Annotated in this window: 15 protein-coding genes; 3 read left to right on the top strand and 12 right to left on the bottom strand. The window is 56.6% G+C overall.

Going from position 1 to position 16,950, the window contains the following annotated elements:
• Window positions 1-19 precede the first annotated feature (19 nt).
• Both GC090_RS01270 and GC090_RS01265 read left to right on the top strand, forming a co-directional pair.
• Window positions 20-766, top strand: coding sequence for a glycerophosphodiester phosphodiesterase family protein (locus GC090_RS01270; RefSeq protein ID WP_006121123.1), 747 nt, complete (start codon window positions 20-22; stop codon window positions 764-766).
• Between the two features lie 190 nt (window positions 767-956).
• Window positions 957-2,036, top strand: coding sequence for a porin (locus tag GC090_RS01265; RefSeq protein WP_006121125.1), 1,080 nt, complete (start codon window positions 957-959; stop codon window positions 2,034-2,036).
• Between the two features lie 117 nt (window positions 2,037-2,153).
• On the opposite strand, the gene GC090_RS01260 is transcribed toward GC090_RS01265, so the two are convergent.
• From GC090_RS01260 to GC090_RS01245, 4 genes are all read right to left on the bottom strand, one after another.
• Window positions 2,154-3,092: an alpha/beta hydrolase gene (locus tag GC090_RS01260; protein WP_006121126.1), complete on the bottom strand. Its 939-nt coding sequence runs from the start codon at window positions 3,090-3,092 to the stop codon at window positions 2,154-2,156.
• A 170-nt stretch (window positions 3,093-3,262) separates the two neighbouring features.
• Window positions 3,263-3,601, bottom strand: a complete 339-nt coding sequence (locus GC090_RS01255; RefSeq protein WP_006121127.1) for a hypothetical protein — start codon at window positions 3,599-3,601, stop codon at window positions 3,263-3,265.
• A 30-nt stretch (window positions 3,602-3,631) separates the two neighbouring features.
• Window positions 3,632-4,975 carry a cation:proton antiporter gene (locus GC090_RS01250; protein ID WP_006121128.1) on the bottom strand — a complete coding sequence of 448 codons (1,344 nt, stop codon included), beginning with the start codon at window positions 4,973-4,975 and terminating at the stop codon, window positions 3,632-3,634.
• A 61-nt stretch (window positions 4,976-5,036) separates the two neighbouring features.
• Entirely contained in the window at window positions 5,037-6,245 is a 1,209-nt protein-coding gene (locus GC090_RS01245) for an MFS transporter (RefSeq protein WP_058701475.1), read from the bottom strand.
• Between the two features lie 94 nt (window positions 6,246-6,339).
• Between GC090_RS01245 and GC090_RS01240 the strand changes: the two genes are divergently transcribed.
• Window positions 6,340-7,272, top strand: a complete 933-nt coding sequence (locus GC090_RS01240) for a LysR family transcriptional regulator (RefSeq protein ID WP_006121130.1) — start codon at window positions 6,340-6,342, stop codon at window positions 7,270-7,272.
• Between the two features lie 60 nt (window positions 7,273-7,332).
• Here GC090_RS01240 and GC090_RS01235 read toward each other — a convergent pair whose 3' ends face one another.
• The 8 genes from GC090_RS01235 to GC090_RS01200 form a co-directional block, all read right to left on the bottom strand.
• Entirely contained in the window at window positions 7,333-7,836 is a 504-nt protein-coding gene (locus GC090_RS01235) for a TIGR00645 family protein (protein WP_006121131.1), read from the bottom strand.
• A gap of 54 nt (window positions 7,837-7,890) precedes the next feature.
• Window positions 7,891-10,566 carry a two-component system sensor histidine kinase KdpD gene (kdpD, locus tag GC090_RS01230; protein ID WP_054632914.1) on the bottom strand — a complete coding sequence of 892 codons (2,676 nt, stop codon included), beginning with the start codon at window positions 10,564-10,566 and terminating at the stop codon, window positions 7,891-7,893.
• Between the two features lie 13 nt (window positions 10,567-10,579).
• On the bottom strand, window positions 10,580-11,149 hold the full coding sequence (gene kdpC, locus GC090_RS01225) for a potassium-transporting ATPase subunit KdpC (protein WP_006121133.1): 570 nt from the start codon (window positions 11,147-11,149) through the stop codon (window positions 10,580-10,582).
• A 10-nt stretch (window positions 11,150-11,159) separates the two neighbouring features.
• A complete protein-coding gene (gene kdpB / locus GC090_RS01220) occupies window positions 11,160-13,205 on the bottom strand; it encodes a potassium-transporting ATPase subunit KdpB (RefSeq protein WP_054632913.1) in 2,046 nt (681 codons plus the stop codon).
• Between the two features lie 2 nt (window positions 13,206-13,207).
• Window positions 13,208-14,890: a potassium-transporting ATPase subunit KdpA gene (kdpA, locus tag GC090_RS01215; RefSeq protein ID WP_033738293.1), complete on the bottom strand. Its 1,683-nt coding sequence runs from the start codon at window positions 14,888-14,890 to the stop codon at window positions 13,208-13,210.
• Window positions 14,890-14,979, bottom strand: coding sequence for a K(+)-transporting ATPase subunit F (gene kdpF, locus GC090_RS01210; protein WP_033738296.1), 90 nt, complete (start codon window positions 14,977-14,979; stop codon window positions 14,890-14,892). The genes kdpA and kdpF overlap by 1 nt, the downstream gene beginning before the upstream one ends.
• A 111-nt stretch (window positions 14,980-15,090) precedes the next feature.
• Window positions 15,091-16,257, bottom strand: coding sequence for an HD-GYP domain-containing protein (locus GC090_RS01205; RefSeq protein WP_039342807.1), 1,167 nt, complete (start codon window positions 16,255-16,257; stop codon window positions 15,091-15,093).
• A gap of 159 nt (window positions 16,258-16,416) precedes the next feature.
• Window positions 16,417-16,917 (bottom strand): GNAT family N-acetyltransferase, encoded by a 501-nt coding sequence (locus GC090_RS01200; protein ID WP_006121137.1) that lies wholly within the window; start codon window positions 16,915-16,917, stop codon window positions 16,417-16,419.
• Window positions 16,918-16,950 lie beyond the last annotated feature (33 nt).

The following is a 16,950-nucleotide window of genomic DNA, read 5'->3' as shown; positions in this document are numbered from 1 at the left end:
ACAGAAGGTAACGCTGAGCATGCCGACAAAAAAACACCCTGTACGCGTAGTGAATTCCCGCCTGATTGCACATCGTGGTGCGCCTCTGCTGGCACCAGAAAACACACTGCCTTCTTTTCAGGCGGCCGTTGAGCATGGCGCGACGTGGATAGAGGTGGATGTCAAACTGACCAAAGACAGGCACCCGGTCATCATTCACGATGATGCGGTGGATCGGACAACAAATGGCACCGGCTACGTCGCCAATTTAACCCTGGACCAAATCCGGTCGCTGGATGCGGGCGTCTGTTATGGCCACCTGTTCAAAGGCGTTAAAGTCCCTACACTGGCTGAAACCGTGGGATTTGTGCTGGATAAAGGTATTGGCCTTCAGCTGGAGATCAAACCAACGTCTGGTCAGGAAATTGAAACTGCGGAAATTGCCATTACGCAGCTGAAATCGCTGTGGCCTGCGGATGAAAAGAAGCTCTTTATCAGCAGCTTTTCTGAGCTCTCGCTGAAGGTTGCGGAAAGGATCATGCCTGACGTCCCGCGTGGACTGGCCGTGTGCGTTCCTCCCAGCGATCCTGTGGCATTACTGGCCAGAACCGGCTGTCAGATCCTGCACTTCCTGGCGGACTTTGCGACGGATGACGACCTGAAACGCCTGGCCGATTCCGGTATTGAGTTTGCGATTGCCACAATTAATGACCCTGCTGTCGCCCGTAAATATTTACACAGTGGCGCGCAAACGATATTGAGCGATATACCTGATTTAGCCATTTAATAATAAATACATTATCAAGGCGTTATGCGCCCTGATAATCAACACCAGGGAAAACCATAAAAATACGGCCACATGATGTAGCCACGTAACGCTTTTAATTATTTCGTCATAACGAAACTGACATTTTTGAACAATTCCGCCTTGTGCGGAAATAAACCTCATGCTTCACCAACATTAAAGGGTAGATGATATGCAACGTAAAATAAAAATATGCGCGCCGCATGCACTGTGTTTGCTGATCTCATTTTCTGCATGCTCCGCTGAAATTTATAATAAAAACGGTAATAAACTTGATCTGTACGGTAAAGTCGATGCGCGTCATGTATTTTCGGACAATACCGCCGAAGATGGTGATAACTCTTATGCGCGCCTGGGTTTTAAAGGTGAAACCCAAATTAACGATCAACTGACAGGCTATGGTCAATGGGAATATAACTTCCAGCTGAACCACAGCGAAGGCGGCACTGACGCACAAACCGGGAATGCGACGCGTCTGGGTTTTGCAGGTCTGAAACTGGCTGACTTTGGCTCATTCGATTACGGCCGCAGCTTTGGCGTGCTGTATACCGCATCGGCTTACACCGATATGGCACCGATTTACGGTTCCGGCACCATGACCACCAACGACAACTTCCTGTCAAAACGCTCAACCGGCCTGGCCACCTGGCACTCGCCAGACTGGAACGGCCTGAAGGTCATTCTTCAGTATCAGGGGAAAAACGACCGCTCAACCGCTAAGCTGGCAAACGGCGACGGCTACGGTGCCGGTCTGACCTACAGCATTACCGATGGTTTGAGCATTGCTGCGGCCGGTATGAAAGCCAATCGTACGCTGACACAGCAAGCGGACGGTCAGGGTGACGATGCGACGGCATGGGTGACCTCGGCCAAATACGATGCGAACCAAATCTACCTTGCCGCGATGTACGGTGAGGCCAACGATGTGACCCCGTACGGCCAGCTGTCGCAGATTGCTGACAAGACGCATAACTTCGAAGCCATTGCGCAATATCAGTTCCTCAACGGCTTACGCCCTTCCATTGGTTTTGTCACGCAGCGTGGGGAAAACCTGCAAGGCGCAGGCAACTTTGCCGGTGGAAGTCAGACCATGCAGAAGTATATTGCGGTGGGCACCTATTACTACTTCAACAAGAACATGCTGACCTATGTGGATTACCGCATTAACCTGTTGAAAGATAATGACTTTACTCGTGCTACTGGTATCACTACGAAAGACAGCGTCGGGATGGGCCTGACCTATCAGTTTTAATCGCAGTGACCATGCTTTATCACATGCTTTGCCCTGTGTCGCTTCAATCCTGAGAATCGCTGTTTTAGCGAGGCCGGCAACTGCCGGCTTTTTTTATGACCGGCGTCGCCAGAATAACTAAAGGACAGTGGCAGACCGATGCGTCAACGGCGAGGGGTTCTGATCAAGGTTTTCCAGCCATTTCACATAGGCCTGATCCCACAGCGCAGCCGGCGTGCCCGCTTTACCCAGGCCAAAACCATGCCCGCCGCTGGAAAGCTGAATCAACTGAACCGGCACGCGATTGCGGCGACAGGTATCGCGCATTAACTGCGTGTTAAAGGGTTTTGAAGTGTGGTCGTCACCGGCCTGCGCCAGGAAGGTTGGCGGATAAGCGTGCGTGACATAATTTTGCACAGACCAACTGGCTTCTTCCTGTGGGCTGGCATCATTACCGACCATCATCAGATGTGTATTGGTATGTTGATAAGGGGCTTCCAGGGTAATGACCGGATAAATCAGCCCGACACTGTCCGCTTTGGGGATTTCCTGATCCACTCTGTCAATGGGGGGATAGGACTGAAAGTCCGGACGCGCCGCCGCCATCCCCAGCAAATGCCCACCGGCCGAAAATCCTAATACATGCACTTTTCGTTCGAATGAGCGAAGCAGACGCAGCGCGCGCTGGGCATCCTGTAAAGGCGCCAGATTCCCGGCCTGCCACTTTTCACGCGGCAAACGGTAGCTGAGAACATAGGCGGTATAGCCGTTGGCATTTAACCAGTGTGCAACGGGCCAGGCTTCACGTCCCATACCGATCCAGCGGTAGCCGCCGCCTGCCGCGATGAGCACCGCTTCACCGTTGGGGTTTTCAGGTCTGAAACGCTGAATCGCCGGGCTGACGATATTCGACCAGGAGCCCCATGCATCAACACGTAATTTTCCGCCAGGGCCGCCACCGCCGGGCGGTTCGTCCGGCCAGAGGGGAATAATATCATCGCGGGCAAACAGTTTGCTGGTAGCCAGTGAAAGCGCAAGCGCTCCTGTGCCGAAAATAAAGCGTCGACGCGTAATCATGATGCCTGTTAAATCTATGCCAGAAAGGTCAGACGGCCCTGTCGGTCCGCTGCGTTTTTATTATGTATCGCACGTTTGGTGAAGACGCTGGCGATTATGTACGCAATCGGGCATGAAAATCCATTAAAAAACGCGCCATTTTAGCGCGTTTATTGACGATTTAACTGCGGTTAATCTTCCTGCTGGAACTGCGTCATCACCGTTTGCTCACACTGCTGCGTATTTTTACGCAGTTTAGCGCGCTCTTCGTCACCCAGCTGCAGCCATGCGCTGGCGACTTCATTCGCCAGTTCCTCGTCAAATTCAGGTTTATTGAAGGCGGAAGAGGACTGCGATCCTGCGACGCTGGATTTCATTTTTTCGACATACTGATCGGCTGTCGATACGCTTTTTTCACTGCTCACGATGTGACACAGCTGGCTGGCGTAAGCACTTTGTTCCGTGTCGTCTGCCGCCAGCGCACTGCCAGAGGCCAGTACGCTCAGCAACAGTATCTGAGATATCTTCATCGTCTTCTCCTGTTATCAGTTAACCCACTTTCATGACTGGCGCTGCTTTGCATCCAGTCGGGCCTGGCGCCAGTTTAGCAGCGGCGTTACTGACACGCCGTGCACCACGATGCTGCATACCACCAGCGTCAGCGCCATATCAACCATCATCGTTGCCTGCGAGCCGCCCATACCATGGACCCAGGCAAACGCAATATAATTAAGACTACCTATACCGCGAATCCCCAGCCAGCCGATGAGCAAACGGTGAGGAAGCGATACGCCGCAACGCAGCGTGACCAGCCATACGGCGAGTGGCCGGACGACCACAAACAGCAACAGGCCGAGCATCACGCCCTGCATGTTCCAGTGATGGGCCAGCGTCACGCCGAGGACCACCATCATTGTGGCCGCCAGTAAACGCTCAATAGTATCGCCAAAAGACAGCGCGTCGCCTACCACTAAACCGACCGATTTCACCATACCGCTACCGTGTTGCTGTAAACGCTGGTTGGGATTGACCAGTGCTTCCGCAGGCAGCACCCGATCGTCATCCGGCATATCATCAGGCTGATAACGTTTGAACACACCCAGTTCAGCCCGACGTAATCCCAGGCCTGCCGCAAAGGTAGCCAGAAAGCCCGACGCGCCCAGCGATTCAGCAAGGGCATAGCTCAACGCAATGAGCGCCAGCGCCAGAAAGTCATTGGGTGCGACATCACCATGCGCATGACGAAGCCGTGCGGCCAGCAGGCCGACTAACCGCCCCAGACCAAACCCCAGCAGAATGCCGCCGCCAATGGCCCACACCACATCAATGGCTGCCCAGCGTGCCAGCATGCCCGTGCCCAGACTTTCACCGTTAAACAGCAACAGGGCCAGAATGAGTAACGGCAGCGCCGAACCATCATTCATGCCCGCCTCACTGGATATCGCAACGCGCAGGGCGTCATCGTCCTGCGCATCGCTGACGGAAATCAGGCTGGCCAGCACAGGATCGGTGGGCGCAACAATGGCACCAAAGGCCAGCGCAATCGGCCACGACAGCCCCACCAGCCAGTGAGACAGCAGCGTCATTGCGGCGACCGTCAACAACATGGCCGGAAACGCCAGCAGGCTGCCCGCGCGCCATTGCCTGGCTTTCAGCGGCAGACGCAGCTTGAGCCCGGTGATGAACAGCGACGCGGCCATCGTTATCTCGGTAATATGCGCGACCAGTTCAGCATGGCGGAGGATATCGATTTCAATCACATCAAATCCCCACGGCCCACAGGCGATCCCGGTTAATAAAAAAAGACCAAAAGAGGTCACGGGGCCGCGGTGGATCCACCCTGATGCCAGCGACATTAATAACAGCAGACAGCCCGTCGCAGCTGTCCAGGCAATGAAGTTCATAACGCACCGTTTTAATTGAGTTTATGACTAAGCCTGGCACATTTGCTGGCGGGCGGAAGAATCAGTCCCTGAGGTGACGACTGGCGAGGCGGATTAACAGGCTGACAGCGGCGGCAACGGTGGATAACACGACAACGCCATTCCAGCCCCAGTGCGCCAACGCCAGGCTACCCAGTGCCGCCCCACTGGCCATACCGATAAACACCACGGTAAACAGCAGGGCATTTAGCCGGCTACGCGCCTCGGGAACCAGACCGTAAATCAATGTCTGATGGGCCACCAGCGTGGCCTGCACGCCTAAGTCAAAACCTATTGTGCTGATAATAATGACGGCCAGTTGAGCAGACAGCGGCAGGAAAGGCAGTAAAAACATCAGCGCGAAAGAGAGCGTCACCAGACCGGCACCAAACTGGGTGACGCGCGCCGGGCCAATACGATCCGCCACGTTCCCGGCCAGCGGCGCCGCCAGCGCGCCTGCCGCCCCTGCCAGACCAAAAGCACCGGCAATGGCACTGTCAAAATGGAAGCGGTCGCTAAGCATGATCGCCAGCGTTGACCAGAACGCACTAAAACTCACGGAGAGCAGTCCCTGTGCCAGCGCCGCACGCCGCAGGGTTTGATGCGCACGCCATAAGTGCACCAGTGACAACAGCAGGCGGGGATAGCTTACCGACGTACCCGGCGTAAAGCGCGGCAGTACGCGCCACAGCGTCAGGCTGATCAGCAACACGGCCACAGCCGCAATCATGTACATGGTGCGCCAGCCAAAATACTCCGCCACCACACCGCTAACGACACGGGATAATAAAATGCCGACCAGTAAACCCGTCATCACCGTGCCAACCGTTTTACCCCGGCTGGCCACCGGGGCGAGCGCGGCCGACGCCGGAACAATGTCCTGCGCCACGGTCGCCGTCAGGCCGGTGATAAAACTGGCGATAAGCAGTGCGCTGATGCCGCCGGAAAAGCCGCACAGCAGAAGCGCCATGACTAGCAGTAACCCTTTGATCAAAATAATGGTGCGACGATCGTGGCGATCGCCGAGCGGGGCCAGCAGCAGGATCCCCAGCGCATAACCCGCCTGGGTTAACATGGGCACCATACCGACGCTGCCGACGCTTATCTGGAACTGCTTGCTGATGATGTCGAGCATGGGCTGACTGTAATAAATCGATGCCACGCTCAGACCCGCACCGGTTGCTAACGTAAAAACAAGGGGCGCAGGCAGGCGCTCAGTTGAATGCCGGTTCAGGTTATGTACCACTGTCATAGTGAAATCCTCGAAAAAAGCGTGTGGCAAGTAAAGCCTGTTTTTGGCATACGCGGTAGACTGATAAAAAACAAAACGGTTATACGTGGGGCGCATGAGCAATTTCAGCAATAACGATCGTATCGCATTGATGCATACCTTTATTCGCATTGTCGAAAGCGGCAGTTTGTCTGCCGCCGCAGTGCAACTTGGCACAACGCAGCCCACTATCAGCCGTCGGTTGCAGGCGCTTGAGCACGGGCTCGGCGTGAAACTGATACTGCGCACGACGCACGCGCTCAAGCTCACCGATGATGGCGAACGCTGTTATGCACAGGCACGGCAACTGCTCGCCACCTGGCATGCGCTGGAAGACGATCTGACCGGCGCAGGCAGCGATCCCGTCGGGACACTGCGGGTACGCGCGCCACATGCATTTGGTCAGGATCAACTGGTCGCCCCGCTGGTGGACTTTATGCGCCGCTATCCCCGTTTACGCATAGAGTGGATGCTGAACGACAGAACACCCGATTTTGTGGCCGAGAACGTTGACTGCGCCATTCAGGTCGGCGCGCCTACCGATCCTTCGGTCGTGGCGGTGCTGCTGGCCGAAGTGCCGCGCATTGTTGTCGCGGCCCCTGAACTGCTCCGGCAGCATGCACCGATCACCCGGGTCGAACAGCTGGGCGCGTTGCCCTGGCTCGCGTTAACCAGCTTCTACCGTAACGAAATCGCGTTACAGCATCAGGACAAAGGTGAACCGGTGAATCTGCCGATCGCCCCTGTTTTAAGCAGCGACAGCCTCTATGCGGTACGCAAAGCTGCGCTGGCGGGCCTGGGGGCCGCCATCGTCTCGTCGTGGGTGATACAAGAGGATTTAGCAGAGGGCAGGCTGGTCCAGCTCATGCCGGAATGGCAGGCTCCGGCGTTACCGGTATGGCTGACCTATCCCTGGGCGAGCTATTATCCTGCCCGGCTGACTGCGTTTTTTGCCATGATCAAGGCGGTGTTGCCTCATCTGGCGGGGGCACGGCCGGCGTCAGGCTGACGCCGGCATCTCGCGGGAAAAGCGACGTCAGTCGCCGGCGCGGATAACGCGTGCCGTCGGTTACACGTTTTTCTTCTCTGCCCGCGACATGCTGTCCAGCCAGCCCATCACAAAGGCCGACAAAACGAAGGTCAGATGGATGATCACGTACCACATCAGCTTATCGTTTTCGACATTGCGCGCGTCCATAAACACCCGCAGCAGGTGGATGGAGGAGATAGCCACAATCGACGCCGCCACTTTGTTTTTCAGCGAGCCGGAATCCATCTTACCCAGCCAGCTCAGCTTCTCTTTACCCTCATCAATATCGAGTTTGGAGACAAAGTTTTCATAGCCAGACAGCATCACCATCACGAGCAGCCCGCCGACCAGCGTCATGTCCACCAGTGACAGCAACAGCAGGATCAGATCGTTTTCTGCAATGCTAAAAATGTTGGGCAACAGGTGAACAATTTCCTGGAAAAATTTGATGGTCAGTGCCAGTAATCCCAGCGAAAGTCCAATGTAAACGGGAGCCAACAGCCAGCGCGATGCATACATCAGGTTTTCGGTAAAACGTTCCATAATTTCCCAGTCATAAGCAGTAAAGTCGCGCATTATAACCGATCATCTGTGAAGTTATTTCAGCCCTTCAGGAGAAATTTCAGGTGCGGGCGGCAAGGGTAAAGAAAGGCGGAAACAGGCCCCACCTTCCGGGCGATTTTCCGCCCAGATCTGACCGCCGTGACTCTCAATGATGGTTTTACAAATGGCCAGTCCCAGTCCGACGCCAGGCACGGCCGACTCTTTGTCGCCACGCGAAAACTTATCAAAAATACGGGTCATGTCCTGTTCCGCGATGCCCGGACCGCCATCCCAGACGGCAATTTCCAGGCGGGCATGATCACACCAGGCGCGGATCCCGCGCGGCGCGCAGTTACCGGCGTATTTGAGGCTGTTTTCGATCAGGTTGGTAAACACCCGCTCCAGCAAGGTGCTGTCTCCCTTAATCAGGACGATATCCGCAGGCAGATCGAGTTCGACCGCCTTTCCTTTCAGCGACGGTGCCATGCTACTGAGCGCCCCGCCGATCACCTCTTCGAGAGCCAGCCACTCTTCCCGTAAATTCAGACCGCCGGACTGAATACGCGCCATATCCAGCATATTGCTGACCAGACGAATCGTGCTCAGGGTCTGTTCGCGAATCTGGCTGGCCTGGGGCACATATTTTGAATTATCACTGGCCAGGTCGAGCATCAGCATTTCCGCCTGACCAAACAGCACGGTTAAGGGCGTGCGTAAATCGTGAGACAGCGCCGACAACAGGGCATTGCGTAACTGTTCACGCTCGGCGGCCAGCCGCGAAGCCGCTTCACTCTGCGACAGCGCCAGACGTTCCAGCGCGTTCGCAATCAGGACGGTGAAGGTTTCTAACAGCCGCTGCTGTTCGGGAATCATCAGCTGGCGCACGTTTTCTGGCTCGACGACCAGCAGCCCGCGACAGGATTCTCCTACCTTCAGCGGCAGAATCTGGTAGGGCACGGCCGGTAACGTGTCTGTGCCTGCGCCGGCTGGCTGGCCTTTGCTGTAGCTCCATTTGGCGATAGCCCAGTCCGGTTCATTTCCCGGCAGCGCGTTGCCCAGGGTTTGCAGCTCGCCCTGCTCATCCGGCAGCAGGAGCAGGGATCGGGCCTGCAATGTGGCGTCGAGCACGCGCTGACTGGTGGCCGCGATATCCTCGGGTGTCAGACCGCTGCCCAACGATTTAGCCATTTCATACAGTTGCCGGGTGCGCTGTTCGCGATAACGCGCGACGCGCGCCTGGTAGCGCACGCCCGCCGTCAGGTTACCCACGATCACGCCGACCGCCAGCATTACGCCAAAGGTCACCAGGTACTGTAAATCGGAGACGGCAATCGTGCCTTTCGGTGCCACAAAAAACAGATCAAAGGCAATGATGTTGATGACTGTGGCGATCACGGATGGCCATCGGCCATAACGCAGGGCCACGATCACCACCGCCAGCAGGTAGATCATCACGCAGTTGGCCGGATCAAAGCTGATCAGCACCGATTGTCCGGCGGCGGTGACCAGAATACACAGCACCAGCGCCATCATGACGCCGCGCAACTGCATGCGCCATTTGTCGCTGTTAACCCGGTCGCTGGCTAAGGGATGCGGCGCATCCTGCATGGGCTCATTGAGTGCCACTACCAGCAAATCCAGATCCGGGCCCAGTTGCCCCAGCCGCTCAGCAAAACTGTCGCGTCGCCAGCGTCGCACGGGACGCCGTCCGGTCACAATCTTGCCCAGATCGTGTTCCCGCGCGTAGCGCAGCACCGCCTGAGCGTCGTCGGGATCGGAGAGCGTTGCCGTTTCCGCGCCCATCTCCTGCGCCAGTTTGAGCGTCCGCAAAATGGCGCGGCGACGGGCCTCCGGTAAGCGGTTGAGGCGCGGCGTTTCAACATAGACAGCATGCCATTCGCTGCCGAGCCGGGCGGCCAGCCGTGCCGCCGTACGAACCAGTTTCTCGCTGCCCGTATCGTCTCCGATACAGAGCAAAATCGCGTCGCGCGTGTGCCAGACCTTGTCCCGTCCCTGGCTGTCGCGCCAGGCGCGCATCTGGTCGTCTACCCGATCGGCCGTGCGGCGCAGTGCCAGCTCACGAAGCGCAAACAGGTTGCCTTTGCGGAAGAAATTTTCGATGGCCCGCTCGGCGCGATCGCCAATGTAGACCTTGCCCTCTTTCAGGCGTTGCCGGAGATCATCAGGCGGCAGATCCACCAGCACCACTTCATCGGCGCTGTCAAAAAACGGGTCTGGTACGGTTTCACGCACCTGAATGCCGGTAACGCCGCCGACCACATCATTCAGGCTTTCCAGGTGCTGAACGTTCACTGTGGTCAGCACATCGATGCCCGCATCCAGCAGTTCTTCAATATCCTGCCAGCGTTTGGGATGTCGCGAGCCTTTCACGTTGGTATGAGCCAGTTCATCCATCAGGATGACCGCCGGATGACGTGCCAGCGCGGCATCCAGATCGAATTCAGCATGGCGGGATCGGCCGGTAGCGCGACGCGGCAGCACCACCAGTCCGTTAAGAAGCTGGGCCGTTTCCGGCCGCTCGTGGGTTTCCACCACGCCGACCAGCACGTCGAGTCCCTGGGCACGGAGCCGCTGCGCCTCCTGCAGCATGGCGTAGGTTTTCCCTACCCCCGCACAGGCACCAAAATAGATCTTGAGCTTACCGCGATGGCTGTCACTGTTGGCCTGTAACAGCGCATCCGGATCGGGGCGCAGCGGTTCGTGATTCATAGCGTCCTTTTACTTATTTAAGATCGTTCAGCGCCAGATTGAGTTGCAGCACATTCACCGTGGGTTCGCCGATAAATGGGAGCAGCGGACGTTGGGTCAGACTGTCCACCAGCGCATCCACTTTCGCCAGCGGCAACTGACGGGCCGCCGCCACGCGCGGTGCCTGCCACAGCGCTGCCTGTGGCGAAATCTCTGGATCAAGCCCACTGGCTGAACTGGTCACCAGATCCACCGGCACCGGCCCATTGGCCTGCGGATTGGCTGCACGTAACGCGGCAACGCGTTCAGCCACCGCTTTGTCGAGTGCCGGATTACTCGCGGCCAGGTTACTGCCACTGGATGCCAGGGGATTATACGGTTTGTCGCCGGTGGCAGAAGGACGGCCCCAAAACTCGCCAGGCTGGCTAAAAGCCTGCCCAATCAGTGCAGAGCCCCGTTCTTCACCTTCTACCTTTAACAGCGATCCGTTAGCCTGCCAGGGAAACAGCCACTGCGCCAACCCGGTCGTGAGCAAAGGATAAACTACGCCACATACAACCGTTAGCAGCAGCAGCAGAAAAATTGCCGGACGTAACTGACTCATTTTATTCTCCTCAGGCCATACCAAACAGCACAAGCAACATATCGATCGCTTTGATACCGATAAACGGCACCAGCAGTCCACCTAATCCATAAATCAGCAAATTACGGCGCAGCAGTGATGCGGCGCTTAATGGCCGGTAGCTCACGCCTTTTAAGGCCAGCGGAATCAGGAAGACGATTACCAGGGCATTAAAAATCACTGCCGACAGAATCGCGGAGGACGGTGAGTGCAGCTCCATCACGTTGAGCATATTGAGCTGAGGATACGTAGCCGCAAACGCCGCCGGAATAATGGCGAAGTATTTGGCTACGTCGTTGGCGATACTGAACGTGGTTAACGATCCGCGCGTCATCAACATCTGTTTACCGATATGGACCACTTCCAGCAGCTTGGTCGGGTTGGAATCCAGATCGACCATGTTGCCTGCCTCTTTTGCGGCCTGCGTCCCCGAGTTCATCGCGACCGCGACATCGGCCTGCGCCAGCGCAGGCGCATCGTTGGTGCCGTCGCCGGTCATCGCCACCAGGCGGCCTTCGGCCTGATACTGACGGATCAGCGCCAGTTTGGCTTCGGGTGTCGCTTCCGACAAAAAGTCATCCACGCCCGCTTCGGCTGCAATCGCGGCGGCGGTCAGCGGGTTATCACCGGTAATCATCACGGTTTTAATGCCCATTTTGCGCAGTTCGGCAAAGCGCTCTTTGATCCCGCCCTTGACGATATCTTTCAGCGCGACCACGCCCAGCACTTTCGGGCCTTCAGCGACCACCAGCGGAGTGCCGCCCGCCCGGGCAACCTCTTCTACCCGGGCGTTTACTTCTGCCGGGAACGCACCGTGACTGGCTTCAATATGACGGCGCACCGCATCGACCGCCCCTTTACGAATCAGGCGGTTCTGCACGTTCACACCGCTCATGCGCGTCTGGGCTGAGAAGGGAATAAAACTGGCTCCCATGCTGCTCAGGTCCCGCTCACGCAGATTAAATTTTTGCTTCGCCAGGACCACGATACTGCGACCTTCCGGCGTTTCATCCGCCAGCGAGGCCAACTGCGCGGCATCGGCAAGCTGTTCTTCTGTGACACCGGGGGCCGGTAAAAACTGGGTCGCCTGGCGGTTACCCAGTGTGATGGTGCCGGTTTTGTCCAGCATCAGCACGTCCACATCCCCGGCCGCTTCGACAGCACGACCACTGGTGGCAATCACGTTTGCCCCCAGCATTCGGCTCATCCCCGCGACGCCGATAGCGGAGAGTAAACCACCAATCGTGGTAGGGATCAGGCACACCAGTAACGCAACCAGCACGGTGATGGTCACCGGCGTACCGCCCCAGGCGGAGAACGGCCACAGCGTGACGGTAGCTAACAGAAACACAATCGTCAGGGACACCAGCAGAATCGTCAGGGCGATTTCGTTGGGCGTTTTACGGCGCTGTGCGCCTTCCACCATCGCGATCATGCGATCCAGGAAGGTTTCGCCGGGGTTTGCACTGCAGGTGATGACCAGCCAGTCGGACAGAATACGCGTCCCGCCGGTTACCGAGGCAAAGTCACCGCCCGATTCACGAATCACCGGCGCGGATTCCCCGGTGATGGCACTTTCATCAACCGATGCGCCCCCTTCGACCACCTCACCATCGCACGGGATAACGTCGCCCGCTTCCACTAATACCGCATCCCCTTTGCGCAGCTCATCGGCCGCAATCTGCTGCCATTTTGCACCGTAATGCGCAGCCGACAGTTTTTTCGCAAAGCTGGTTTTTTTGACGCCTTTCAGGCTGTTCGCCTGGGCTTTACTGCGCCCTTCGGCCAGCGCTTCTGCCATGTTCGCAAACAGCACGGTAAACCACAGCCAGACAGACACCGCGCCGGTAAAACTGGCGCTGCCGGTCTGATAGCCAGTAGACATCAGCACCGCCAGTACCGTGGTCAGGAGACTGCCCAGGTAGACGACAAACATCACCGGATTACGAAACTGAACGCGTGGGTCGAGTTTTTTCACGGCATCGATTGCTGAAGTGCGCAAGAGCGCTGCGTCAAACACCTGTTGTTGACGACTCATGATTAATGTCCCTGAATAAGTTGCAGATGCTCGGCTACCGGACCCAGAGCCAGAGCGGGGATAAAGGTCAGTGCGCCCACCAGCAGGACGGTGCCCACCAACAACGCGATAAACAGCGGACCATGCGTTGGCAGCGTCCCGTTACCGACCGGCTGAATTTTTTTACCGGCCATAGAACCGGCAATCGCCATTACCGGCAGGATGATGCCAAAGCGCCCCAGGAACATGCAGATGGCCAGCAAAACGTTCCAGAACGGCGTGTTCGCGCTCAGACCGGCAAAGGCACTGCCGTTGTTGTTGGCGGCCGACGATACGGCGTATAACACTTCACTGAAGCCGTGGGTGCCTGGGTTAGCCATACCGGCCCGGCCAGCGTCGGTCATCATGGCGATGGCTGTACCGATCAGCACCAGCGCGGGCGTCACCAGAATGGCAAGGGCGGTCATTTTCATTTCCCAGACTTCGATTTTTTTGCCGAGAAACTCGGGAGTACGGCCAATCATCAGTCCGGCGATAAACACCGCCAGCAACACGAACAGCAACATCCCATACAGGCCCGCACCGACACCGCCGAAGATCACTTCGCCCAGTTGCATCAGCAACATAGGTACCATGCCGCCCAGGGCCGTGAACGAGTCATGCATCGCATTCACCGCACCACAGGACGCGGCGGTCGTGATAACCGCAAACAGGCTGGAATTGAGAATGCCAAAGCGCGTTTCTTTTCCTTCCATATTGATGGCACTGTCCGCGCCCAGCGTCAGGAAGTGCGGATTCCCGTTCACTTCCGCCCACATCACGAAGGCCGCCGCCACGACAAACATCAGCGTCATTGACCACAGCAGCATGTTGCCCTGACGACGGTCTTTCACACATTCGCCAAAGGCAAAGCACAGCGCGGCCGGTATCAGGAAGATACTGAGCATCTGCACGAAGTTGGTCAGCGCGGTGGGGTTTTCAAACGGGTGAGCAGAGTTCGCGTTAAAAAAGCCGCCGCCGTTGGTGCCCAGCATTTTGATGGCTTCCTGCGAGGCCACCGGGCCCATTGCCAGCGTTTGCTGCGCCCCATCCAGGCCGGTAATCGTCTGATAAGGCAGGACGTTCTGAATGCTGCCCTGGCTGACAAAAAACAGCGCCATCAGCAGACTGACGGGCAATAACACGTAAAGCGTAACGCGCGTCAGATCGCGCCAGGCGTTACCCAGGGTTGCAATCGAGCGATTCGCAAAGCCCCGAATCAGGGCAAAGGCGACAGCGATACCGGTCGCGGCAGAGAAAAAGTTCTGCACGGTCAGGCCCACCATCTGGCTGAAATAGCTCAGGGTGCTTTCGCCTGAATAAGCTTGCCAGTTGGTGTTAGTGACGAAGCTAATCGCGGTGTTAAGCGCCAGATCCCAGCTCAAGGCCGGAAAATGTTGTGGATTGAGCGGGAGCTTGTCCTGAAGCAGCAGTATAGCCAGCAGGAGGATCAGGCCGAACAGGTTGAACAGCACAATGGCCAGCAGGTATTGCGGCCAGCGCATATCGCCTTGCTGTACCCCGGCGACGCGCCAAAACAGCGCTTCGGCACGGGTAAAAAGGGGTTTGTCCGCCACCAGCGCTGCCAGACCACGTCCCAGCGGCTGTGCCAACACCATCAGCACCAGCAGATACACCGCGATCAGTAAAAATGCATTGGCCGCCATCAGAAGGCCTCCGCATTCAACAGGGCATACACTAAATAGCCCAGCAACAACACGACCAGCACAATGCCGGTTATCACGCCTGCACTCACAGCAACCTCCAGAGGTTTGGATTTGCTGAATAGCTTGCGCTGAGTCACATAAAGAAAGGGTTAAAAAGCACTGGCACGCTGTAAAAAAGGTATAAAAATGGCGACGTTGGCTCAGGCAACGTCCAGCAACCAGACCCGGTTGAGGTCGATCGTTGGCCAGGCCGCGAGACTCTCCGAGCAGACAATGCTGTCCGTGCAAAAACTGTCCCCCAGATCGACCACTTCTGGTCTGACGGGGCGCTTAGCGTGCAACGACCAGAAAACATGTACGCGCGGCTTCTGAAGCGATTGTTCGCCCGCCTTGACCACCAGTGCAATACGTCCCGATGCCAGCCGCACCAGCGACCCCACCGGATACAGACCGATTGTCGTAACGAACGCATGCAGCAGCGTTGTGTCAAAATGCCCGCGCCAGGCCAGCATCGACTGTAAAGCCTGTGCGGGTGTCCAGCCCTCGCGGTAAGGACGCGTTGAGGTCAGGGCATCGTACACATCACAAATGGTGGCCATACGGGAATAGACGCTAATCTCATGGCCTTTATGGCGGTAGGGATAACCGCTGCCGTCATATTTTTCATGATGATGCAGGGCAATATCGACCAGGTCATCCCCTGCGTTCGCTTCCATCAGCATCTGTGCACCCGCTATCGGATGCTCGCACATGATGGCAAACTCGTCGTCGCTCAGCTTATCCGGTTTATTCAGGATACTGAGCGGTACGGCCGCTTTGCCAATGTCATGTAACAGCCCTCCCATGCCAACGCGCTGAAGTTGATGCGCATCCAGGCCGAGCTTTTTACCCAGGGCGATCATCAAGCCGCAGACCGCCATGGAGTGCAGGTAGGTGTAATTATCGTGATCTTTCAGTTGTGCCACGCGCAGAAGTGCGCTGGGCTCGCGCTCAATCGAACCGGCTATTTTATCCACAATATCAATCATACTGCTCAGATCGAGGCCGCAACCCATTCGCGCTTCGTTAAACAGCGCCAGCACCTTGATTTTGCCTTGTTCAAACAGCTGCTGTGCCTGTTCACGTTCCTGCGTAAAGGGAGCCTGCTGGCAGGGTGCGGTATGGACTGGCTCAGGAGGTGGTGATGAAATCGATTTCTCTTCATCAATCCATAACCGCTGAATACCTTCACGCCGGAACATCGCAACCTGCTGCGGATCGGTGATCAGCATCTGATTACGAATACGTTTGTCTTTAAACCACCAGACCTCAAGTTTGTGGACGAACATGCCCGTTTTCAGTTCGTCGATCGTTATTAGTTTTATCACAATCGCCCTCCAGAGCATCAGTGGGTGATACCGTCATATCGGCAGGCGATGGGTTTTATGCAGGGCATTTTGTGCGAACTGTGGCACAGAACAACGTTTAAACATGTTGCGCGACTTTTGACCTTAACGCCGCGCGCAAAAACGGGCAATGCGCGGTCGTTACGCCACGTTGAGCAGTTTGGCCATCATCACCACATCATGAAGTTTACCTTCACGTAAGGATGCCTGACGACGCACCCCTTCGCGCTCAAAACCCAGCCTTTCATACAGCGCCAGCGCCCGATGATTGTCATGAAACACCTCAAGCTCCATGCGGGTGATGCCCAGCCAGTTACGTGCATAATCCATTGCCGTGCGGATCAACAGCTCGCCAATGCCGCGCCCTGAGAACGCCGGATTGACACCGATGCCGAAGCTGATGCAGTGACGCGTACGCGGATTATGATTTGTAAACAAGGTCAGCTCACCAACCATTTCGCCGTCTACTTCGGCAACAAAATTGATGAAGCCCTCGGCATCCATTTTTGCGAATTTCTTTTCCCAGGTGGCGACGCTGGGAAACGGCAATTGCAGCGTCCAGGGGAAAACCGCCGGATGGCCGTAAAGACGTTGGTAAGCCGCTGCATCATGTGGTTCACGGCCGCGCAGAGTGATATCCATAGAGAATCCTTTTTTTAATCGGGCGTACACATG

This window comes from Pantoea sp. JZ29 (assembly GCF_035190385.1).
Classification (GTDB): Bacteria; Pseudomonadota; Gammaproteobacteria; order Enterobacterales; family Enterobacteriaceae; genus Pantoea; species Pantoea stewartii.
Note: the sequence above shows the minus strand (reverse complement) of the source record. Positions and strands in the feature narration are given on the sequence as shown.